This window comes from Peribacillus sp. NPDC046944, from assembly GCF_050272735.1.
Lineage (GTDB): Bacteria > Bacillota > Bacilli > Bacillales > DSM-1321 > Peribacillus.
On the sequence record NZ_JBNNML010000001.1, the window covers coordinates 476,882 to 499,640 of the forward strand.

At 42.1% G+C, this 22,759-nt stretch carries 24 protein-coding genes; 8 read left to right on the forward strand and 16 right to left on the reverse strand.

The genetic code is table 11. The features are described from left to right. Positions 1-67 precede the first annotated feature (67 nt). Positions 68-862, reverse strand: coding sequence for a molybdate ABC transporter substrate-binding protein (modA, locus tag ACQKIC_RS02480; RefSeq protein WP_427590925.1), 795 nt, complete (start codon positions 860-862; stop codon positions 68-70). Positions 863-1,036: 174 nt separating this feature from the next. On the opposite strand from modA, the gene ACQKIC_RS02485 reads away from it, so the two are divergent. Continuing rightward, complete coding sequence (locus tag ACQKIC_RS02485) at positions 1,037-1,960, forward strand: substrate-binding domain-containing protein (RefSeq protein WP_427590926.1); 924 nt, start codon at positions 1,037-1,039, stop codon at positions 1,958-1,960. A 140-nt stretch (positions 1,961-2,100) separates the two neighbouring features. Then, positions 2,101-2,925 (forward strand): hypothetical protein, encoded by an 825-nt coding sequence (locus tag ACQKIC_RS02490; protein WP_403124817.1) that lies wholly within the window; start codon positions 2,101-2,103, stop codon positions 2,923-2,925. A gap of 251 nt (positions 2,926-3,176) precedes the next feature. Here ACQKIC_RS02490 and ACQKIC_RS02495 read toward each other — a convergent pair whose 3' ends face one another. The 3 genes from ACQKIC_RS02495 to ACQKIC_RS02505 form a co-directional block, all read right to left on the reverse strand. Beyond that, the gene (locus ACQKIC_RS02495) at positions 3,177-3,407 is read right to left on the reverse strand and encodes a DUF3953 domain-containing protein (RefSeq protein ID WP_402875021.1); all 231 of its coding nucleotides are present in this window, start codon (positions 3,405-3,407) and stop codon (positions 3,177-3,179) included. Between the two features lie 145 nt (positions 3,408-3,552). Further along, a complete protein-coding gene (locus ACQKIC_RS02500) occupies positions 3,553-4,026 on the reverse strand; it encodes a barstar family protein (protein WP_427590927.1) in 474 nt (157 codons plus the stop codon). Between the two features lie 30 nt (positions 4,027-4,056). Further along, positions 4,057-4,230 (reverse strand): hypothetical protein, encoded by a 174-nt coding sequence (locus tag ACQKIC_RS02505; protein WP_403080358.1) that lies wholly within the window; start codon positions 4,228-4,230, stop codon positions 4,057-4,059. A gap of 278 nt (positions 4,231-4,508) precedes the next feature. On the opposite strand from ACQKIC_RS02505, the gene ACQKIC_RS02510 reads away from it, so the two are divergent. Beyond that, positions 4,509-4,733: a hypothetical protein gene (locus tag ACQKIC_RS02510; protein ID WP_402875029.1), complete on the forward strand. Its 225-nt coding sequence runs from the start codon at positions 4,509-4,511 to the stop codon at positions 4,731-4,733. A gap of 256 nt (positions 4,734-4,989) precedes the next feature. Further along, positions 4,990-6,402, forward strand: a complete 1,413-nt coding sequence (locus ACQKIC_RS02515) for a polysaccharide deacetylase family protein (RefSeq protein WP_403124822.1) — start codon at positions 4,990-4,992, stop codon at positions 6,400-6,402. A 1,577-nt stretch (positions 6,403-7,979) separates the two neighbouring features. Here ACQKIC_RS02515 and ACQKIC_RS02520 read toward each other — a convergent pair. Next, positions 7,980-8,696 carry a YebC/PmpR family DNA-binding transcriptional regulator gene (locus tag ACQKIC_RS02520; RefSeq protein WP_402957663.1) on the reverse strand — a complete coding sequence of 239 codons (717 nt, stop codon included), beginning with the start codon at positions 8,694-8,696 and terminating at the stop codon, positions 7,980-7,982. A gap of 462 nt (positions 8,697-9,158) precedes the next feature. Between ACQKIC_RS02520 and ACQKIC_RS02525 the strand changes: the two genes are divergently transcribed. Next, entirely contained in the window at positions 9,159-9,872 is a 714-nt protein-coding gene (locus ACQKIC_RS02525; RefSeq protein ID WP_427590928.1) for a DUF4261 domain-containing protein, read from the forward strand. 123 nt (positions 9,873-9,995) lie between these two features. On the opposite strand, the gene ACQKIC_RS02530 is transcribed toward ACQKIC_RS02525, so the two are convergent. Further along, positions 9,996-10,970, reverse strand: coding sequence for an alpha/beta fold hydrolase (locus ACQKIC_RS02530; RefSeq protein ID WP_427590929.1), 975 nt, complete (start codon positions 10,968-10,970; stop codon positions 9,996-9,998). Positions 10,971-11,145: 175 nt separating this feature from the next. Here ACQKIC_RS02530 and ACQKIC_RS02535 point away from each other — a divergent pair, with 175 nt between their 5' ends. Then, on the forward strand, positions 11,146-11,265 hold the full coding sequence (locus ACQKIC_RS02535) for a DUF4023 domain-containing protein (RefSeq protein ID WP_402875037.1): 120 nt from the start codon (positions 11,146-11,148) through the stop codon (positions 11,263-11,265). Between the two features lie 64 nt (positions 11,266-11,329). Here the strand turns inward: ACQKIC_RS02535 and ACQKIC_RS02540 are convergent, their stop codons facing one another. The 5 genes from ACQKIC_RS02540 to ACQKIC_RS02560 all read right to left on the reverse strand — a co-directional run bounded on the left by ACQKIC_RS02540 (position 11,330) and on the right by ACQKIC_RS02560 (position 16,972). Further along, positions 11,330-11,626, reverse strand: coding sequence for a spore coat protein (locus ACQKIC_RS02540; RefSeq protein WP_427590930.1), 297 nt, complete (start codon positions 11,624-11,626; stop codon positions 11,330-11,332). A 74-nt stretch (positions 11,627-11,700) separates the two neighbouring features. Further along, the gene (locus tag ACQKIC_RS02545) at positions 11,701-13,617 is read right to left on the reverse strand and encodes a vWA domain-containing protein (protein WP_427590931.1); all 1,917 of its coding nucleotides are present in this window, start codon (positions 13,615-13,617) and stop codon (positions 11,701-11,703) included. Positions 13,618-13,632: 15 nt separating this feature from the next. Next, the gene (locus ACQKIC_RS02550; RefSeq protein WP_427668522.1) at positions 13,633-14,526 is read right to left on the reverse strand and encodes an AAA family ATPase; all 894 of its coding nucleotides are present in this window, start codon (positions 14,524-14,526) and stop codon (positions 13,633-13,635) included. A 108-nt stretch (positions 14,527-14,634) separates the two neighbouring features. Next, on the reverse strand, positions 14,635-15,963 hold the full coding sequence (brnQ, locus tag ACQKIC_RS02555) for a branched-chain amino acid transport system II carrier protein (protein ID WP_427590932.1): 1,329 nt from the start codon (positions 15,961-15,963) through the stop codon (positions 14,635-14,637). Positions 15,964-16,327: 364 nt separating this feature from the next. Next, a complete protein-coding gene (locus tag ACQKIC_RS02560) occupies positions 16,328-16,972 on the reverse strand; it encodes an SDR family oxidoreductase (RefSeq protein WP_427590933.1) in 645 nt (214 codons plus the stop codon). 343 nt (positions 16,973-17,315) lie between these two features. Between ACQKIC_RS02560 and ACQKIC_RS02565 the strand changes: the two genes are divergently transcribed. After that, positions 17,316-17,579, forward strand: coding sequence for a CD3324 family protein (locus tag ACQKIC_RS02565; protein ID WP_402987281.1), 264 nt, complete (start codon positions 17,316-17,318; stop codon positions 17,577-17,579). Between the two features lie 137 nt (positions 17,580-17,716). Then, positions 17,717-18,352, forward strand: coding sequence for a FusB/FusC family EF-G-binding protein (locus ACQKIC_RS02570; protein WP_427590934.1), 636 nt, complete (start codon positions 17,717-17,719; stop codon positions 18,350-18,352). A 56-nt stretch (positions 18,353-18,408) separates the two neighbouring features. Here ACQKIC_RS02570 and ACQKIC_RS02575 read toward each other — a convergent pair whose 3' ends face one another. From ACQKIC_RS02575 to gltD, 5 genes are all read right to left on the reverse strand, one after another. Beyond that, the gene (locus ACQKIC_RS02575) at positions 18,409-18,834 is read right to left on the reverse strand and encodes a cytidine deaminase (RefSeq protein ID WP_427590935.1); all 426 of its coding nucleotides are present in this window, start codon (positions 18,832-18,834) and stop codon (positions 18,409-18,411) included. A 133-nt stretch (positions 18,835-18,967) separates the two neighbouring features. Then, positions 18,968-19,651, reverse strand: coding sequence for a hypothetical protein (locus tag ACQKIC_RS02580; RefSeq protein ID WP_427590936.1), 684 nt, complete (start codon positions 19,649-19,651; stop codon positions 18,968-18,970). A gap of 2 nt (positions 19,652-19,653) precedes the next feature. Beyond that, positions 19,654-20,202, reverse strand: a complete 549-nt coding sequence (locus ACQKIC_RS02585; protein ID WP_427590938.1) for a zf-HC2 domain-containing protein — start codon at positions 20,200-20,202, stop codon at positions 19,654-19,656. After that, the gene (locus ACQKIC_RS02590) at positions 20,199-20,693 is read right to left on the reverse strand and encodes an RNA polymerase sigma factor (protein ID WP_427590939.1); all 495 of its coding nucleotides are present in this window, start codon (positions 20,691-20,693) and stop codon (positions 20,199-20,201) included. The genes ACQKIC_RS02585 and ACQKIC_RS02590 overlap by 4 nt, the downstream gene beginning before the upstream one ends. Positions 20,694-21,264: 571 nt before the next feature. Then, complete coding sequence (gene gltD / locus ACQKIC_RS02595) at positions 21,265-22,746, reverse strand: glutamate synthase small subunit (RefSeq protein WP_427590940.1); 1,482 nt, start codon at positions 22,744-22,746, stop codon at positions 21,265-21,267. Positions 22,747-22,759: the final 13 nt, after the last annotated feature.

Here is a 22,759-nt window from a genome sequence, read left to right on the forward strand (position 1 = left end):
TTTCTAAATAAGGATTAAAATTGAATGATAACACAAAAAAAAGACCGCCTAACCGGCAGTCCCTTCATCATTTTACATCCGTAAATCCGTATTCTTCAAAAATCTTCATGGCCTCTTCCGTTTGAAGATAATCATAGAATAACTGGGCTTCTTTTGGATGTGAACTATCCTTGATCACACCTGCTGGATAGATGATCGGGTCATGTAAATCTTCCCCAGCCGTTGTGACGATATCCACTTTCGATGAAGTCAGCGCATCCGTTTTATACACCATGCCTGCATCGACATTCTCCGTTTCCACATATGTAAGCACTTGGCGAACATCTTTGGCATAGATCACATTCTCTTCAACCTCTTCCCAAAGACCGCTGTTTTTCAGCGTTTGCAACGCATACTGACCTGCGGGAACGGATTCAGGAGTGCCAATTGATAGTTTCGTAGCTTTCGTAACATCTTCCAACGTCTTGATCTCTTTATCCGATTCCTTTGAAACCACCAACACAAGCTCATTGCCGACTAGGTCGGTGCCTTGTTTTTCATCGATAAGCCCCTCATCGACTAACGTATCGAATTTATCTTCTGCCGCTGAGAAAAATAGGTCGACAGGTGCTCCTTTGGAAATTTGTTGTTGTAGTGCTCCTGACGCTCCAAAATTAAAGTTCACATTCACATTTGGCGTTTCTTTTTCAAAACTTGCTTTAATGTCGTTCAAGGCATCCTGCAAACTTGCAGCTGCCGAAATGGTCAAATCGACTTGCTTCGTTGCTTCCTGTTTTTTCGTTTCTGTGTTTTCATCCGATGAACATCCAGCTCCGATTATCATGACAAACATAATCGAGATAATAAGATATAATTTCTTCAAAATCGATCTTCCTTTCTTTCTAGTTATAATTAGTTATAACTAGTTATAATTAGTTATAACTAGTTATAACTAATTATAATAATAAAAAGGATAAAATGTAATACTTAATTTTTCCCTCTTGTAATTTATTTATGTAAGCCACTAGGATACAATAAAGTTGGAGGGATGCACATCATGTCGAAAGAGCTATCCTATACGATCGAAGAAGTATCACAATTATTAAAGGTATCCAAACTAACGATCTATGATTTGGTTAAAAAAGGCGAGCTACCCATCTTCCGGGTCGGCAGGCAGATGAGAATGGATGCAAAAGACTTGGACGACTACATTCAAGGTCATAAGTCCCCATCCACCCCAGTTCCGGTTACCGAAAATCAAAAAGCGCAATTGAAGGAATCGCATAACCTTGTCATAAGCGGACAGGATATGGTGCTAGATATTCTTGGTCAATATATCGAAAAGGATTCACCTTATAAAACGCTACGGTCCAACACCGGCAGTTTGAACGGTCTGATCTCGATGTACAACGGCGAAGCGGATATTGCCAGCATGCATATGTTTGACGGAGATACAGGAGAATATAACCTGCCTTACATAAAGAAAATTTTGGTTGGATATCCCTATATGTTAATCAACCTTGTTTCAAGGAAAGCAGGTTTTTACGTCCAAAAGGGCAACCCGCTCCATCTCCACACATGGTCTGACTTGAATCAGGACTTGACGATCATCAATCGTGAAAGAGGGTCCGGCGCCCGTATCCTGCTTGATGAGCAGCTTAGACTCCATCAGATATCCGCTCAAAGCCTTAAGGGCTATGAACACGAAGAAACCAATCATCTGAGTGTGGCCTCGACTGTCTCGGCAGGGATGGCGGATGTTGGGATTGGTATCGAAAAGGCGGCCAAAATCGTCGGGGTGGACTTCGTTCCATTAATAACCGAACGGTACGATTTGGTCATTCTAAAGACTCCGAAAAATGACCAGCTTCTAACGATGGTTAAGGAGATATTAACATCGAAACCCTTTCAGTCCGAAATCAACGCATTGGGTGATTACGACATATCCAGGACGGGTTCGATCATTTGTGAAACATTTTAAACGGGGAGGACTCTTTGAGGAGCCTTCCCGTTTGGCATGCCTTCCAATCATTAATAATTTTTCCTCTGTAAAAGCAGGCTTGATGACGAAGGATAGTGAATATAGTAGGAACACTATTTCTTTTATAGGAGGCTTTGAACGTGAATGTTCTAGGAAAATACAAAGAATTCCCCGATGCTCTTCAGGCATTGACTAAATTAGATCAAGATTTACAAAAGGAGGGACACAGCTTATTCGATCAGTTATCCCTATTCTTACAAGATGATGATTATTCCTACGATGTCACGCCCTATGATGTCATCCCATTCGCAAGCATTGGGGCTGATGGGATTCACTATGGATTCCTCACCGATTTTGGCAGGGTGCAACAATTAGACGAGGCCTTCATCGTTTGCGTGAGCCCCATGAATTTCGGAAATCACGTAAAAATCATAGCTAGAAATCTTGCAGAATTCATAGATGTAATTCTGACCTTGAATGATGCCTCGGTGATCGAAAACCTATTAGGTTATTCAAACATAGAAGAATATCAGGAATTTTTGGATTGGATCACTAAAGAAGCAACCGCGGATCCGGAGTTTTCAGCGCAAAGTGCCTACGTTTGCAACAGGATCCAACAAGAACTCAACCGTAAACCCCTTGATGATTTATACGAATATGTCGAAGTCACTGTACGTGAGCAAAGAAAAAAAGTGGCCTCCCTCCCTACTTTTGATACATTAGGGGTTGTAAGCGATGACCGTCCTAATCAGGAGACGTTTTCCATGAACAGAGATTCAACGATCAATCTAAAAGACTTGGGGAAATTTTTTGATAGAAGTGATGAGGCAACCAAATTAGCAACCATCCGAAACTTGCAATACTTCTACCTCATACAAGAAGACGATGAATTGAAAGAATGTGTGAAAACCGAAATGCTGAAGATGGGTTTGACGGATGAAGTGAACAGGATGGACATGACATGATAAGTGAGGCGTTCCCATGGTGTTAATAATGGATGAACTATATGGAACCGGCTTCTACCTTATCAGAAACTATTAAAACGATGAACGAAAGCGCTAAACGGAAAGCCAAAAAAGGAATGTACGTGAAGATCATTTCAAACTGACCATCGTCTCCCCCTCTGATTCAAATCAATAGAAAAAGCATGTTTTGAAACCGATCAAAACATGCCCTTCTATCATTTATTGTTCTTTCAAAATAGGCTGCCTACCTGTTAGCCCATGAAAAAACTCTGGATGGAAACCAAGAAAACAAAGAAAGCAATCCCGATGCTCAGGTGTCCCTTAAAGCCTTTTTTGTCTTTTTGGAGTTCGGCTATCCCTGTCACCAGTATAAGCGCCCCTAAGAAAAACATATAATATGGCATTAACTCGGTTTCAGTTTTTAGACTATAAGTGGCTAGACTAATAACCATGGCTGCTAAGATGATTTTTACTACTTTCAAGGAATTAATTCCTCCTATTTATGTATGATTTCTTAATCATACCATTTATCATCTTTTCATTTATGAGGACATTGAACGTTTCTTTAGTTTACTGACGTGCTGGGGCCAAATAAAAAAGGCTGCCGCAGCAACCTTCTCCAAAATACTAGCCTCTATTTACATTCAGCCATTCTTCATTATTCCATTCAGCAGGCATGCCGCCTAAACGCGGGAATTCGATTGTCGCGTCATTCGATTGGACAAAAGCTAGTAATTTAATGTCCTCCAGTAAAAATCGCCAAGCGTTTGTTTGAACGATATCCAACAATCGATAAGCAACTTCCGGTTCCTTATTTGCGAATAAGTCGTAATTCTTAAACACCAAGACCATCCCTCTTCCTTCTGGGGCCATATCTGATAAACAGTCATGAAAGGCATCCAAATTCTTTCCGTAATAATCCGGAAAGTGGAGTATCGATGCCAAGTCATTATGGTAACTTTCCAAATCCCACTTTGAACAATCCATTACATGGATTTCGAATCCTTCACGAGAAATATCTGAAATACATGCATCCAATAATTCTGTCCTCTGAAATAGCTTAACAGCACCATTTAAAAGGAGACTTTTCCAAAGTTCCACGGTCATCACCTCGCTAAAGAATCAATAAAATTAAAAGAACAAACGAATGGGTGGTGGATAGCCTGCTTCGGGTAAAAAATAAGCAACGAACGTGAAAAAAGTGATCAATACAGAAAAGAATAGGATGCATAGCGAGATGGCACCATATGATTTCTTCGCTAGTAAATAGGCGCTGATCAATAAACTGACAAACCCAATCACCAAGCCAGTAGCAGCACCTATATAGACATGCAGGTTAGAAAGAACTCCTGTGAAAAAATCGATGAGAAATACGGATTCCAGTATGATGGCAAGGGCCAGTAAACCTTTTGATTTTCGCTCTGATATTTCCGTAGTTTTTATTTTAACCGCTCCCTTCCCTTGGCCATTCCGCCTATTCCCTCCGAAGGAATAACCAATTATTTCAAAACCGCTTCCTAAATGTAACCACAGTTGTATAATATAGAGAAGACATAAAATTCCACTTGAGGGGAGGGCACATTATGGTTGGCACAATAACCGTTGTCATGATATTCTCTATTCCTATTATCGCGATCGTGACAAACCATTTTCAGGAACAAGCGAAAATTAAGCATAAAATGCTTAAAGACGAAATAGAACTCGAAAAACTCAAACACGAAAACTATCTGATAGAAACAGAGAAGTTGAGGATTGAACTCGATCAAATGAAGCTTCATTCTCCTGCCGATGAATCCAAAACTCTCTAATCTTTTTCCGCTTAGAAACAGAGGTCAACATGGACGTTCATTTCTTCCACCACGATACACTTCAACCTCCGCTTTTTTCTTGAAACGGTCCCATTACTTTTGATAATAAATACCACTTCTATAGGCACAAGGAAGGTCATATCTTAGTTAAAAACCATCAGGGAAAATTCACCCTATAAAAAATGAATTATTTTACAAACTTTTAAGGCTTTTGTAGTTATATTATAGTAGAATTATCACGAGGTGGGAAAGCATCATGAGCAAATCAAATTATAAAAAAGTATTTATTTCTCTTTTATGTCTAACTGTGGTTTTGGGCTTGTCCGGATTGGCTATTAAACTGTTGAAAAATAAGCATACAGTTTCCGCTTATTCCATAGATGAAAATTATCCGGATGCGGATATTCAAACGGATGTTAACGATTATACAAAAGGTGGATTTTCAGTAAGCAGGCCGATATTCCATCAAGAGTCAATCGATGAGCAGCTAGAATCCTATATTCATAAAGAAATAAAGGAGTATCAAAAGAAATGGAAGGCTGTCGATGGAGAAGCTTCTTCTGAGTTGAACATCACTTATGAAATCCTTCATTTCAGCAAACAGACCATCACGATTTCCTTCGATAAATATCAACAAATTGCAGGTAAAAAACAATCGGAATATAACATTTTCACATATGATATTCCCTCTCAAGAAATCCTCTCTTTAGATGACATTTTTTATTCTGATACTGATTATTTATCGGTCTTATCCGACATTGCCTTTGAAGAGTTAAGTGATAAGAAAGACAAAACACTTACCGAAGACATGATCAAGAAAATGACAGATCCAAAAATGGACAATTTTGATTCATTTTCCGTATTGAAAAACACGCTGGTTTTCTATATGAAACCGAAAAAAGACGGAGATTCATCCACCATACAATCCATCGCTATCAAAAAAGAGTTATTCAAAGATAGCTTGCTAGATACATATCAAAACAAGGACATGAATCAAGATCGCGTGAAGGAAAGGCAACCCAAGCATATTGTCGCCAAGCTTCCTCCAAAGAATGATTGGATCGATCCATCCCAAAAGGTGATTGCCCTCACATTCGATGACGGACCTCACCCTGACAATACGACGGCCATCCTGAAGTCCTTGAACAAACATCAAGCACATGCGACCTTCTTCGTATTAGGAAGCCGTGTCGAGCACTATCCAGAGGTCTTGCAAAAAATGATTGCACAAGGTAATGAAATCGGGAACCATTCCTGGGATCATCCGCAACTGACACGCCTAAACAAGAAAAAGATCAAGAGTCAAATTAACAAAACACAACTTGCCGTCCTAAAAGCCAGTGGTTACGAGCCATCCCTTATCCGTCCGCCATATGGTGCAATAAACGATAAGGTCCGCAAACATATAGGCGATATGGATGTCGCACTCTGGGAAATAGACCCGGAAGACTGGAAGCTCCGGAACAAGAAGAAAGTGGTCCGCAAAGTCATGAACAAAGCGGAAGACGGGAAGATCATCCTCATGCACGACATTTACAAAACCAGCGCCCAAGCGGCTGACGAAATCATAAAACAGCTGGACCAGCAAGGCTACCAACTCGTTACCGTATCCGAACTTGAAAAAGTGAAACAAGACCGTAAACGATATGGAATCAAAGTAAAAGAATAAATGTGAAGAGCCTGTTTTGTCATCAAAACAGGCTCTTTTCTGTAAAAAGGGGCTAAACCGAAAGTACTTCATACGATACTCGAACAAAACCGCTTTATGTAGAATTCAACAAAGCCTGGGACACGCCGATCCCAAGACCACAATGATCTATAGAAATATGATATTTTTCTACAACAACCAAAATTGAGCAGCTTGAGAAAGAATAGATTTTCACAGTATAGGCGCCCTCGCTGTCTCTAATATTTTTAAGGCTGCCTTAACCCGTACCTTGGCCTTCTCTAAAAAAATACCTATAGAAGAAACACTCTTTTCTAAGTGTCCAATCTATAGGTATCCGTTTAGGTAAGCTAGATTCTCTTTTTACTTTTGATAAGTAGGTTTATTTATAGCGATTAAAACCCAAAAAACCATAATAATAGGGATAAAGAATAGGTTTACATTAATTCTTTCATGTACCACTAGAGAAAATACATCATTAATGATTAAACTGATTAAACTTAATAGAACACATATAAGTAATGAATGTGTAGCTAATTTTAATTTTTTCACCCTCGAAAATTCAGGTACGTTAAACATAAAAGTTCACCCCTTAGTTTCGATCATTTTACCAGTATCCTAGAGTTTTACAGGCACTTTTAACCTTAGGTCGATTGTTTCCCCATTTATGGCAAGCTTTATTGGCACCCAACTTGTACATATCTTGAACAATAGTAGTTGCTATTGTCATACCAACAATTGTTCCAAAAATAACTTTAAGCGTTTTTTCAAGTGCAGTTGGTGGAGCAGCATGGCGCCCCTTGGCCTCAGCTGTAAGTTCCTCAATTTGTATTATATCATCTTGTTTAAGAATTTCTTTTTCAAGAAACTTTGACTCATTTGTAATCCCATTTAACTCTTCAACAGAAATATCTGCTAGTGCTAGTTTAAGATTATCAATTTCAGTGCTAGATAATCCATTACTTTTAGCATAATCTAAGTCTAATAATATTTTATTATCCTCTTCTGCTATCCCATTTTGGATAATCTCTAAAACTGATAGGATTTTTCCCTTTTCAACTTCTGTTGGTAATTCATCAGCATATGCAGAGCTCTTTGTTTTAATAGATATCGGTGAAAGTACGATACCAAAAAGTAATACTAGTGAAATAACATAATACCCCTGTCAAATATAGAGGCATAAAATACTAATATATTAAAACAACTTATTACCCATATATTTCCTATACTAAAAAGGCACTTAATCAATTGATTGAAATTTTTATGTAATTTCATATTTCAGCGAATTTTCATCTCCTTTGTAGGTATCAGGCCGGTTATTCCCCGTATAGATCCTTCCGGTCGCAGCCGTGTAGAATGAATAGGCTATCTGTGTGTGTCCGTTCATCTTTCACATAATAACTTCTCTCAGGACTTTTTGTACTTTCTTTGGTTTCACCCTTATCAAATTTTATCCGGTGGAAAAAAAGGTGTCTTTCCATTTTGAAACAAAAAAAACTGTAGGCACACTCGATTTTAATCGAGTGTGCCTACAGTTTAAGGCCTGTGATTATATCTCACAGGCCCGCTTTTCTATATGATCAACCAAGATCCACATTGTGATAAACTTGTTGAACGTCTTCTAAGTCCTCTAATGCGTCAATCATTTTTTCGAATTGCTCTTGTGCATCAGCAGGAAGTGTTAGGTCATTTTGTGCAAGCATGGTAAGCTCGGCAACCGTGAAATCCGTGATGCCTACATCTTTGAATGCTCGTTGTACAGCATGGAATTGATCAGGTTCCGCATACACGATAACCGAATCTTCTTCATCGATGATATCACGAACATCAACGTCCGCTTCCATCAATAATTCTAGTACTTCTTCGGAATTCTTTCCTTCTATCCCGAAAACGGCCGTGGCATCGAACATATAGGCAACAGATCCGCTGACCCCCATGTTTCCTCCATTTTTACCGAAAGCGGCACGTACATCAGAAGCAGTACGGTTAACGTTGTTTGTCAGTGCGTCCACAATCACCATGGATCCATTAGGTCCGAAGCCTTCATAGCGAAGTTCATCATAGTTCTCTTCAGAACCGCCTTTTGCCTTCTCGATTGCACGGTCAATGATCGCTCTTGGTACATTGTACGTTTTCGCACGTTCCAATACGACACGTAAAGCCTGATTCGATTCCGGATCAGGTTCACCTTGTTTGGCTACCACATAGATTTCACGTCCGAATTTTGCATAAATACGGCTAGTATTCGCATCTTTGGACGCTTTTTTTTCCTTGATATTATTCCACTTACGACCCATTATATTCCACTCTCTTTCATCATTGGATAAACAAAAATCGATTGATATGGTAAATTCCATTACCATTTTTCCATAGATTCACGAGTAAATCTACAAATTATATTCTAGTAAAAATATCACATACCGTCACTCGCTTATATTATACATCAATTGCATTAATTTGAAAAAGTCCTACACACTATGAATTTTCCACTAGAAAAAGTATCAGGTCTGCCTTCTGTTTCTTATCCCTACAGTAATCATGGCCAGAATCAGGAATACCATCCCTATACTCACGCCAATAAGCATGGGGTATTCCGAAACACTCCTTAACGCTAACCCCAAAAAAATGCAGGAACTGAATAAGAGCAAACAAATCGAAGGTGTAATTTTTCAAAAGAATCGCCCCTTTTCCACTATTATACAATAAGACAAACCGGCAGAAGACGTAGTATAGTAAAAAAAAGAAAGTCGAGGTGCGTCATGACGGAAATTATTATCGGAATACCTGGAGTGTGGAAGAACCGCACGGAATTGATTCAGGCGGTGGCTACGCAAAGCGTTGGATACCAGTTGGCTGGACAAGTATTGCATAACCAAGAAAAAGGCATATCGTTTCATGTTGAAGTGTATGATTATGAACCACATTTGAAAGAGGCTTTCTCTTATGCCAGTAAAGGGGAGTTTCCTGAACGTTTGTTAACCGAAATCGATCAGCATACCTTCACGGTCTATATCATTGCCGAAGTATCTGACTTCGAGGCCGTCATAAACCTGATAGATGCTGGGTCTGCCTTGCTTAAAGCGGGTGGCATGGCTGTAAAAATCGAAACGGCGGGCATGGCTCATACGAAGGAAGCCTGGCAAACTTTACAGAAGAACCCGGATGTCATCCCGGTATATGCCCACTTTGTCACCATCATTGGTGAGGAAGACCACTATGGTTCGTTCGGAATGAAGGCATTCGGCCTTCCCGATGTCGTCACGCTCAACACGATGAGCCCAAAAGATGCGGTGACGTTACTGAGCACCTTCAACTTTTATAACCTTGGGGAAAGACCTACCTTCACAAATGGCCAGGATTTCCGGATAAAATCGGATGCCCCCACCTTTACATTGACTAGCCGTCAAGACTTCAGGTACGAGGAAGACCATCCTTTTTACAACCCGTATGGATTGTGGAGTTTAGAAAAATAACGGGTTATGCCATATAATGATCAGGAAGCCACTTATACAGGATAGGTGGCTTTTTCATAAATCCTTCTCCATGTTCCTTTAAGGTGATTCCCCATCCAATCTCTGAGATTTCAGCAGTTCCCTTTACCGGCTTACTAATTGTTCGGTGAAATGACGAACGTGTTCACCCATTTCCTTATAGCGCGTCCAATGAAGATAGTGATGGCCTTCTAAGACCACGAGTTCATTTAAAGGGTTCTCCCCCAATTGTGATCGATAAAACGTCTCGTTCGTTTTACCATCTTCGGTTACCTTATCTCTTTTGGCAGCAAAGATCAGGAGTGGCATGTTTGAAGGGAAGGACATCTCCTTCGTCTTTTTCACATTCTCCTCTATCGCATTTGCTTCATCGACAATATTTCGGTTGTACACTTTCCAAGCCGTAATCGTTTTGGTCATGTCTAGATTTTCTTCTGAATATATACCCTCATCCGCAATCGGCAGGACATTTTCCGCGCTCACGTAAGAAGCTATTCGTGCCAATCCAGTGGGTGCAACATACTTCAAATAGGCAGGCATGCTAGGAGCAGGCTCCTCAAAATACTCCAATGCCTTCGGTAACGTGAAATCCACTCCGATAATGGCCTTGATCTCGTTTGGATATTCATGGGCATAGTACATGCTATAGATTCCGGATAGGGAGTGGGGCATCAATATGTATGGACCTTCTATCTTTGATTTTTTCAGGGCCGTTCGTATTTCCTCCACGATATTTTCCACGGTCCTCTCCTTATCTGTCAGCTCACTCCAACCATAGCCAAATGGCTCCACTACGACGATTTTATTATCCTTTGCCATCTCGTCAATCAATGGTTCGTAATCCAAGACAGGCGCCGCCGTTCCTAAACCGCTTAATAGAACAATCGTATGCTCCCCCTCGCCTTTGGTATACACATGCATCTCCTTTCCATCCACTTCCACCATTTGCCCCCATACCGGGTGTTTCTTTTGTTCATAGGCCTTCATGACCGTATGGAAAGCGACCCAAGCCAAGGATATGGCCACAACAAATAATAGGATTGACCGTATGACCCTGAGCGTCCTATTTCTCTTTTTCATGTTCATCCCCTTTCCCTTCTATATAAATGACGCTCCAGGTTCGGAAAAGGATACAGGATAATTTGTTAAGTTATGGATGTTCTCGCCACACAGGGTAAATTCCGGCTCAATTTCCTCATGAATCATAGTCGTTCTGGTTATAGTAAAAAAGAATATAACGGAGGAGGTTTTATGCATGGAACGTTCTGAGGAATTTGTTGAGAAGATCAAGGAACAGCAAAAAAAAGAAGCGGATAATAAACGCCGTCAGGGGAACGGACACCCAGAGAAAAGGTTGCCGAACAAACAGCATTGATCAAAGAGCCAAAAAAGAGCTAGAAGAGGTCATACAAGGACCTCCACTAGCTCTTTTTCCTGTTTCAATATTGCTGATATCCGCCGCCTTGGCCCATGCCGCCTTGCATCGGGTATGGATGGAAGGCTCCTCCATGTCCGCCCATGCCACCTGGCATCTGCATGGGAAAGCTATTCTGTCCGCCATATCCGTGTTGCATCGGAAACCCTCCAGGAAAGCCCATTCCCGGATGACCACCCATGCCACCAAACATCGGATATCCAACTGGTTGACCAAACCCTCCTGGAGCACCATATCCTCCAACTCCCGGGAATCCCCCGAAGTTTCCATATCCGCCAAAGTTCTGTCTTGTGTAGTACATCTCTGTCACTCCTCATCTAGGTTACAGTCTAGAATATGATGAATAGACAGAAGCGTGCTCAAAAATTCCAGGCGTCAAATGGTCTTTAATAACAGTTTCTTCAACAGCGGGGTAAAGTGCTCTGGCAATTCAGATACAGTGGGAACCATCAGCCTTTCTTTGCCATAGATGTTTTTCATCGTCAGTTCTTCACTTTCCTCGATGCTTCCATCCGCTAGAAACATGCCAATGACATCGATTCCCTTTTTCCGCGCTTCGGATACGGCAAGATGCGTATCGACGATTCCATTCTGGTCGTACTGTGCAGCAGCCGGTTCGCCATCGGAGAAGACGAGCAGAAAGCGATTCTTCTCCCGCCTTCTTTCCAATTCCTTAGTCGCGACGCGGATGCTGTAACCGTCCCGATTATCTTCCTCAGGTTCAAGCTGCATGATTTTCACGCCGGCATTCTGGTAAAGAGAATCGGAATGGGAGTGAATCACGTGAAAATAGTTCGGTTGGTACCCTTCTTTCACATCATTGGCGTCTTCCCAAAATCCGACGATTGAATGGGGGATTTTCAATTTCTTCAGCACTTCATGAAAGAGGACAATGCCACGCTTCGTTTCATCCATTTTATTGTGCATCGAGGCCGAGCAATCGACAAGAAGTGTGAACACGGCATCGATTTCCTTGGACTCCTGGTTCTTTTTATAAAAGACCCTCGGGTTTTCATCCAGTACGAGTGGCAGCAACTTCTTGGATAACCTTCCGAACGCCAAATCTCTTCTTGGTGCATTCTTCTTATTTTCAAGCGTCTTTTCGATGGTGCTGGAAAGCTTCCGCTTGAAAGGTTCGATGTCGGCCACGAACTCTCGATACCGTTTTTCCTCATCGATTGTTGACGCCCTCGCCTCTTTGGTTATCATGACGGCATCTTTATTATCCTCGCCAAAAGGATAATCACCGCTTTTCCCGGGTTTCGTTTGCTTTTTCTCGAGTGTCTCCTGTTGCTTGTAGTCCTTTTCTTTACTTTCACCGGAAGAGCCTTGAATCGAGGCCAACGCCTGGTCAGCATCTTCCGCTTCCCGTGCACCGCCACCCAGCATGCTCGTTTTCGTCCCCTGCTCCAATTCAAACTGAAGGAAGGTGGAAGGGTTCTCGCCATTCTTATTCTCCCGGTGCCATGTCGAGAACTTTTCATCGATGAACTCGCTATTCTCTTCATCCACATCTTCTGTGTCATCATTCGCTAACTCGTCGTTTCGCGTCAGTTCATCAAAAAGCGTGTTGGCCGTATACTGTTCCACATTCGCGACCGGGAAGATGAAATACTCATTCATGCTATCTTGATACTCTTCATTCAAACGGAAGACGATTTGTTCGCATATCCTCGTGATATCACTCGTTTTCCTTGCTTCAAACACCATATAAATCAACGGTTTGATTTTTTCCAATGCCTCCACCTGGCGTTCGTTGGCTCGTGGAAAAATCGGATCCGGACGATCGGAATGAAGCAGTAAATAAATCAGGCAGAACAGTTCATCAAGTGCAAAGCTCCTCGTTACGTTCGCAGCCGATTGCGTTTCAAAGTATTGCGTAAGATACGCCTCGCGTATAGAAAACCACTTCTTTGTTCCCGGGCGCTCTTTTTTGATCAATTCCTCAAGTCGTACATCTTCGAATAGGGTAAACAGCTCTGCCGAAAACTTTGGAAGCCCGCTTTCCTCGATGACTTCCCGATAGGACTGTAAATCCTTCACGCTCGAATGATGAAGGGTCCCAATCGTCCTGAGAAGGACATCCGTCTTCAATCCTGCAGCCTTTACCTCTTGGTTGCCGTTTTCCCAAAAATGGCTCGCCGTGACTTTACTGTTTACAGAATCAAGGAAAGATCCATAGTTGTATTCAAATTCCAGTTCAGGAATACCGGATAAAACCGTCGATAAATCCTGAAGCTGCAAAAAAAGCGCCGTATCAATAATTGAATCGTTGAATCGAATATACTTCATGCGGCATTCTCCTAGTTAGAATAATGTGTCGGCCAAGTTCTTCACAAATTCCCGTTCCCGTTCCTCATCAAGCTTATCCACGATTGAACGAAGAATCGCCCGCTTAGGTGGGATCAGTACGCTTAGATCACACGCATCAAGCAGTGCCCGGATCGATGCTGCATCCTCGGCCACTTTCCCTTGATTCACGGCATGAATCAAATCACCCGATAGCTTGACGAACAGCTCAATGGTCCGTGCATCCTTCAGTTTCGTATTGGTTTCGATCAATTGCTTAAGCTGCTCTCCTTCAATATAGGGAACCTCAATCACGATGAACCGGTTTTTCAGCGCTTCATTCAACGGCACTGTACCGACATAGCCTTCATTGATGGCCGCAATCACATTGAAGTCCTCTTTTGCCGTGACGATTTCATTCGTAAATGGATTCGTGATCGTCCTTCTATAATCAAGCACCCCATTGATCAACGGCAACGTTTCAGGCTTCGCCATGTTGATTTCATCAATATAGAGGAAAGTTCCGTGATTCATCGCATTTGTCACGGGACCCGGAACGAATTCAATCTCCTGTTTGCCCTCGTTATAGGATAAAGTCTTGAAGCCCAACAAGCTCTCGGCATCCAGATCGACCGAACAGTTGACACTGAACATCGGCTGGTTGAATAAATGGGATAACGTCTCCGCAAACTTCGTCTTCCCTGCCCCTGTGGGACCTTTTAACAAAATGTTTTTCCCCATGCTCAACGCTGAAATCGCATCGACCATCAAATCCATCTCGGGTGGCAAATATCCACCTTTGGAAATCAGCTCCTGAAATTGCACAGGTTTTTTCTTATTCGTATGTAAAATATTCGCTATTTCTTCTGGCAACGTATTCATCACGATCTCACTCCACTCCTTTTTCCTCATTCTAAAGTTCTTTTCCAGTAAAGACAAACATCTGCTTTTAATCAAAAAGGAGCCGTCAAAAAAGACAGCTCCTTTCATTCATAATCGTATCATTTTTAGCCTTACATTCTAATTCGTTACCGGTTGCCCTTTTATCAGGCTTACGATATAGCCGATTATCCCACCAACGATGGCAGGAATAACCCAACCTACCCCTACATTAAATAATGGCAGGTTCTCAGTCAAAAATTCAGTAACCGGGTTCTTTGGTATCCCGAAAGCAATGAGTCCATCATAAATCCCGAAAATCACGGTAAGGAAAAGACTTCCCAAATACACTTCCGATCTCCCTTTGAAAAGGGGATGTAAAAATGTCAACGCGATGATGACGATGGCAACTGGATAGAGCGCCGTCAATACCGGCACCGTATACTCGATTAAGTTGCTTAGGCCGACATTGGCCACCGCTGCACTGAATGCAGAAAAAATGACCACATAAATTTTATAGGATACAGATGGCCACAACTTGTTAAAGTAAGTAGAACATGCCGTAATCAGGCCGATGCTCGTCGTTAAACAAGCGGCAATCACAATCAGGCCTAATAACACGGCACCTCCAGAACCGAAAAAGTGGTTCGATACTTGGGCAAGAACGTCGCCGCCATTCCCTAACTGGCCAAGCAATTCCACACTAGTTGCCCCTACATATGTTAATGACGTATAAACGATCATTAACAGGAAGGCGGCAATCAAACCGGCTTTAGTACAGAACTTCAGAATTTCCTTCTTGGAAGTGATGCCCCTATCCTTGATGGTGTTGATCACAATGATACCAAAAGCAAAGGATGCCAGGGTATCCATTGTTAAATAGCCCTCTTTGAATCCTTTAAAGAACGAATTGTCAGAATAGTCTGCTATAGGAGCTTGAATGTTCCCCATTGGGTTTATGATCGCCACAATGATCAGGATGGCAATGAAAATTAATAATAATGGAGTTAATATTTTTCCGACAATATCCAAAACTTTTGAGGGATTAATAGATAAGAGACAAGCAACGCCAAAGTAGATGATGGTGAAGACCAACAAAGGTAAAAAACCGACTCCATCTGGAAGGAATGGCTTAATTCCTATTTCATAAGATACGCTTCCGGTTCGCGGAAGAGCGAATAATGGTCCAAGCGATAGATAAAGAACGATTGTGAAAATCAAACCGAACATAGGATGCGCCCGGCTTACCAGTGACTGCACATCATTTTTACCTGAAATACCAAATGCCAGGATTCCGATAAAAGGCAATCCAACTCCGGTAAGGATGAATCCAAGGTTAGCCGACCATAAGTTGGTCCCGGAGGATTGTCCAAGCATGGCAGGAAAAATCAAATTACCTGCACCAAAAAATAAAGCAAATAGCATTAAACCTGTAACCAATATAAAAGAAAGTGGTGCTTTCTGTGACATTATGAAACCTCCAATGTTCTCTTTCTCCTAATCATTAGATAAGAGAAGTGCCTGCGATTCAATGTACCGATTCGTACAAACCCACAACACAACACTCCTAACTATAAAATGCAGTGGTACGTTTGTCAAAAACTATTTTAGTAATTATTCCGAAAAATCATTTTAGTGCTTCTTATTATCTAAATAAAAATAGTTTCATGCATGATAGTAGGTCTTTCGATACAAGGAAAAAGAACTCTGAAGACTAAAATAACGTTATTTCAGTAGCCGATAATGTTTTTGTTTGGTTATCCAGAGCTGGCCTGATAAACGCAAAAGCAGGGCCATCCATTTGGGATGGCCCTGCTTATTCGTTCTTCCTATCTTATATGGAATTCAACGCTTCAGCAATTGGAGTTTCCCCTGCAATCAAATCAAAGGAACGGTTATAGGTATGTTCCTCGGTTAAGGCAGCCACAATTGTCTTGGCCACATCCTCCCGCGGGATCGTGCCCCTTTTCAGTTTCTCGGCAGCCGTCACCTGGCCTGTTCCCGGTTCGTTCACGAGACCGCCCGGCCGGATGATTGTATACGTTAAATCGCTATGCAACAGTGCTCGATCGGCATAGTGCTTGGCCACATAATACGGTTTAATGGCTTCGCTCCAGTTTTCCCGGTTGTTTGCCTGAAAAGCGCTGACCATGATAAACCGCTTCACCTGTAAATTTTCAGCCGCTTCGATTGTCTTGACTGCGCCGTCAAGATCTACCAATAAGGTTTGATCAGCCCCTGTGCTGCCCCCGGAACCTGCTGCAAACACGATGGCGTCGCACCCTTTCGCCGCTTCTGAAATCTCTTCCACCGTTCCAGTCAAGCTGACGACCACTGATTCGACTCCGATTTCTTCAAATGATTTCTTCTGTTCCTCTTTTCGAATCATGGCCCGTACACTATGTTCCTTGCTTTCTTTCAATAACGTAACTACCTTTTTCCCGATCTGCCCATTTGCTCCAACTACGAATACTTTCATATAAAATCAGCCCCCATACTGGATAATTGGTTTTCTCATCCAATTATTTCATGAACGGTGCGCAACAGCAAACAATCCGCATAACGCAAGGATGAAAATGGAATTTCCTTGCAATGTGCTTGAGATATTTTATAATAAAGGGAATTCGATAAGGAGGTGTAATGATGGCAATGAAACGTGTTTTGCCACCTTCTGCAGCATCTCATGCAAAGCCTGATAGTGGAGGCGATACTTTGCATGAGGTGGAAATAAAATAAACGAACATCGCCCATCTTTTATCATTTCTAATAAACAGGCTTTGCCCCTTATTTCATTCGCAACAAAAAATAAGGAGCTGGCAGAAATGACGTATGTAAAAGCAACAGCCGTTTTACCCGAGGCATTGATTCAGGAAATTCAAAAGTATGTGCAAGGGGAAACCATCTATATTCCCAAACCTGATCAAACGCATCATAAATGGGGAACACGTTCTGGATCCCGGAAATTGATCGATGAGCGAAATGCCTCTATTAAATATGCCTTTAAAACCGGGACCGCTATCCATCAATTAGCAGAAGAACATTTTCTCTCAACGGAAACCATTAAAAAAATCATTTATTCCAAATAGAGCTTGTCTCGCAGCACTGATGAAAGAGATCAGTGCTATTTCTATGCCAAATTTGTTTCCTAAACATTTTCCACCTTTCATTCAAAAAGCGGATTCTGTAAAATGAAAGCAACAGGAACATGAACAGGAGTGGGGAAATGGAACCCTTTATCAAAAGTGAGCAATATAACTTCATCAAATTACAAACGCAGATACTGATAAATGGACACGCAACGGCCAACGATAAAGATGTCGTTCATACAGTCAAGTCCGTTGCAAAAGAAAGAGTGCTGAAATTATTCAATGAACTGGACGACAAGCACAAGCAACTTCTGGACCCCATCGACACCATCAAGGATCCTGCCCATGCTGAAGCCTTTCTCTTGGAACTCAAACCCTATGTCATCCCTTTTAAAGAAGTAACGGAACAAACGGTCAAGAAGTTATTTCCCAAGGCGAAGAAATTAAAGGCCCCCAGAATGGAAACCATCGATTTAAGAGGGATTTCTTACTTGGGATGGGACGATACTGGCTCAGGAAAGAAATTCATCATCGCCCCCCGGAATAATAAGCTGGTTGGACTACTTGGGACATTCAAACCTTCTCATAAAAAAGGGATCTGCGCGATATGCAGCCGCTTTGAGGAAGTCGGGATGTTCATGTCTGAAACAAAAGGAACCGTTCAAGGCACATTCATAAAAAAAGGAAACTATATTTGTAACGATAGTATGAAATGCAACCAGAATATCACCACATTGGATAAATTGGATGACTTCATTTCGCGGATCAAGTAAATTGATAAAGGCAACCCTTCGGTAGGAAGGATTGCCTTTTGCATGTGCCTCTTGTTTCACGATCCCCTCGTATATTTCAGAGGGATCAACTCGCTGATTTTCGTTTTAACCGTTTCCCCGTCCACCTCTATGATCACAAAACAATCCTCTGCATAATCCGAGATCAGTTCCCGGCACATCCCACAAGGACTGACCACCTTCAACTCTCTATTGATATCATCGGAATAGGGATGCTTCACAGCCACGATCGTATCAAACTCTTTTTCCCCTTCCGATATCGCCTTTCCAATCGCAACGGCTTCAGCACACACCGTGATACGGCCGACATATGCTTCCATATGTACGGCAGCTACAATTTTACCCGACTTTGTCTTCAACGCTGCCCCTACATGGTGCTTATCTTCCTCGTACAGCGCTTTGATCTTTTCCCTTGCAGCCTCGATTACTGGATAATCGGATTCTTGTAAAGGATAGGTCATCATACAGCATTCCCCTTTTCTAAAAAACGACTAGCTCTAGACACACCTGACTTATCAATCTACACCGAACTTGGCAGTTACGGCTAACAAACGATGCGGTCCATAGAAATTATTTAAGTGAAAGGCTTATTCGTTTTTAATTCAAATCATTTATTGTCAATTCCTTGCCTGGAGTAAAACTGACGTACTCATAATTTTCTTCTCCGTTCACCATACTTCGATATCCCACCTCGGTAGTATCATAATCGATCGATTCTTCATTCAATAGCTCCTGTATAATCTTGCACTGCTGCACCATCTGTTCTTTTGTTACATCGCCTTTTTCCATTTCCAGCATAATGTGAAGGGGCTTTGGCGTTTTCATCTGCGGCGTCCATTCCTCGGTAACTTCGTTGTATACTTCCACATCGGTATCCACAGAATCGACTTGCGGGATTTTTTCCTGGAGGAGCGTTAGAATATACTGTTCTGCCTCCGCATTTAGCTTTTTGGATGCATCTTTCTCTATCTTGGATTCATGGATTGTATCACTATAAACTTCATACGGTTCGATACCGGAGACATAGAAGCGATAGGTGGTTTCAACTGCTACCGAATCCTTTACCACTACATGGAACTCATACGTTTCATCGGTCCATCCATACCCTACCGACCGCTTGATTTCGTAGTCCATGCCGGGATAAGTTTGTTCTAAAAACTCTTCGAGACTCTCCTTTGCTTTGTATTTACCAGTTTTATTTCCGCTCATTTGCATATAAGCGAACACTATGGCGGCAATTAATGAAATGGCAATCACGCTGTATATCATTTTCTTTTTCATAATTAATTTTCCTCTCTTATTTTAAGAATGCAAAAGCCGATAATGATTCCGATAAAAGTTAACAGCAGGTGGACAATTAAGGAAGTCAGTGCTATTAGAAGAGCTTCCGAAAAACTTTGAGCATAAAATTCGCCGAACCAATCCGTCATATATAACAGGCAATTCCATATGAAATTCGGTATACCCGCAAGCAGGATGGCAATGAGGACTGATCGGTAAAACAGATACGTGACCGCACCTAAAATGGCGTAGGTCAGAATAAAGCCACTATTGTCATTCATAATGGTCGTACTCATTGCCAATATAAAGGCAATGGCTACAAAGAAAATCTGTATTGTCGTCAATTTCAAGGTTATATTCCGCATCATTTTTTTAGAAGCACCGCCCGGTATTACTTCCGCGGGCAATGGAATCTGTGATTGTTCTGCTATATGCCGACATTCTTGGCAGCTTAGCAAATGTTCCTCAACAAACCGTTGAGTTTCCCGTTGCAATAATTCCTCTTCGTATAAAGGTAGTAAATCTTGCGTCACCGAACATCTTGTGTTCATAAAGTCTCCTCCATTGTATTTTGAATTCTCAATTTCAGACGGTGAAAGGATACTCGCGCATAATTTTCAGATTTACCGATTAATTCGCCAATATCTGCAAAACTCAGCTCCCCGTATATACGCAGTAGTACGATCTCCCTCTCTGAATCCTCCAATTTTGAAATATGATGCAAAAGATTTTTCGTATCCTCCTTAATTTCTGCTAGCTCTTCTAATGAATGGATTTCCGTTTCTGGCACCATGGAAAGTTTCTGCATTAAATCAAGCTGATATTTGTTTTTGCGGTAATACTTCTTCAATAGATTATTTGCAATCGAAAACATCCAAGTTGATAAGGTGGACTTGCCATTATATGATGCGATGTTTTTACACGCCTCATAAAAGGTATCGTGGCAAAGATCTTGAGCAGTTGCCTGATTTCCTGTCTTGGCATAAAAAAACGCATAAATTTTTGGTTGGATTTCTTCGTATTCTTCTTCAAGCTTCTTCATAACGCCCTCTCTCTCTTGCCTTTCCTAGTATTAATACCTCGGTTACATGTTTCGTTACAACTTTTTTTAAAAATCACCATATTTTAGGTTCATTTTGTAATTTTACTATATAGTTAAGCGAAAAATAGTTAACAGCCTTATAGATGAGTAGACTAAATGACCTTATAAAACCTGTACATTAAGATTAAAAAACCTAAAAAAAAAGAAGTGCTAGAAACAGCACTTCTTACAGTTTATCGACAAAAGAACATCGCCTGTTTATTTAAAAGTCCCTTAAAGTAATCCAATCCATACTCTTTTGCCCGCGAAACATACTCAATCGTTTCTTTACGCTTCGGATATATAGAATGATAATGCAAAGTGGATTGGAACGGAAGGTACGAGACTCCTGCGGGAAATGCGCGTCTAGGAGAGACAACGCAGGCGAAGCCGAGGAGGCTCCCCGACCGCCCGCGGAAAGCGAGTGCCTGAAGTGGAAATCAACGTCCACATTGTACAAACCACATATAAACAAACACATTTTTCATCAAGTGTGGCTACAGTCTAAAAGAAGTGCTAGAAACCGCACTTCTTACGCCAATACCGTGGCACCCATCAAGTAGCTGTTCACTTCCCTCGCTACTTCACGGCCTTCATTGATGGCCCAGACAATTAGGCTTTGCCCTCTTCTCGCATCTCCTGCAGCAAAAACGCCTTCGACATTCGTTCTATAATCACCATAGGCGGCATCGATCTTTTGATTGACAGTATCCACTCCGAATTGAGTGAGGAGTGGTTGCTCTGTTCCTTCGAATCCGATGGCAATGAAGACGAATTGGGCCGGCCATACTTTCTCCGTGCCCGGAATTTCTTTAAAGAGATAGATGCCATCTTCCCCTTTAATTTTTTCCATTTGGATCGTATGAAGTTCCTTTACGTTGCCTTGTTCATCAGCCACGATCTTTTTCGTTTGAATCGAGTATTGACGTGGATCGGAGCCAAATTTCGCTTCCGCTTCTTCGTACGCATACTCAAGTGAAAATACGTTTGGATAGGCTGGCCACATGTTATCGGACGTACGGGAGGTCGGCAGGATTGGGTGTTTCCCGAATTGCACGACACTGTTACATCCTTGGCGAAGGGCCGTCGCAACGCAATCGGCGCCTGTATCGCCGCCACCGATGACGATGACATCCTTACCCTTCGTATTTAAAAACTTGCCATCTTCGAAGTTGGAGTCCAATAAGCTTTTCGTCGCCGTTGTTAAGTAATCCATCGCTAGGTGAATGCCTTTTGCTTCACGGCCTTCGATATCCAGTTCGCGTTGCTTCTGGGCACCTGTGCAGAGGATGACGGCATCGTATTGGTTTTGCAGTTCCTCTTTTGTGATGTCCTTCCCGACTTCCGTATTCAGGACGAAATCGATGCCTTCTTGATTCAATAAAGTGATCCGGCGTGCGACGACATCTTTCTCCAGCTTCATGTTCGGGATTCCATATGTCAATAAACCGCCGGCACGGTCAGAACGCTCATACACCGTTACCGAATGGCCTGCTTGGTTTAACTGATCGGCACTTGCCAATCCGGCAGGACCGGAACCGATGATGGCAATTTTCTTCCCGGTCCGCTGTTGTGGAATGCGCGGTGTGATCCAGCCATTTTCGAAGCCCTTGTCAATGATGGAGCGTTCGATGCTTTTGATGGCAACGGCCGGGTCGTTAATCGCTACCGTACACGACCCTTCGCAAGGAGCCGGGCAGACACGGCCCGTGAACTCAGGGAAGTTATTCGTCTTCATTAAACGCTCCAACGCTTCCTTCCATCTGCCACGGTACACTAAATCATTCCACTCCGGAATCAGATTGTTAATCGGACAACCCGTTGTGACCCGGTTCAATTCCATGCCCACATGACAGAAAGGGGTGGCACAGTCCATGCACCGTGCTCCCTGCCTGCTTAGTTTTTCGTCCGAGAAAGAAGTGGAGTATTCTCTCCAGTCCCTTAACCTTGTTAGAGGATTCCGTTCACTTGGCTTTTCACGCGGATATTCCATAAATCCTGTTGCTTTTCCCATTTGACTCTCCCCT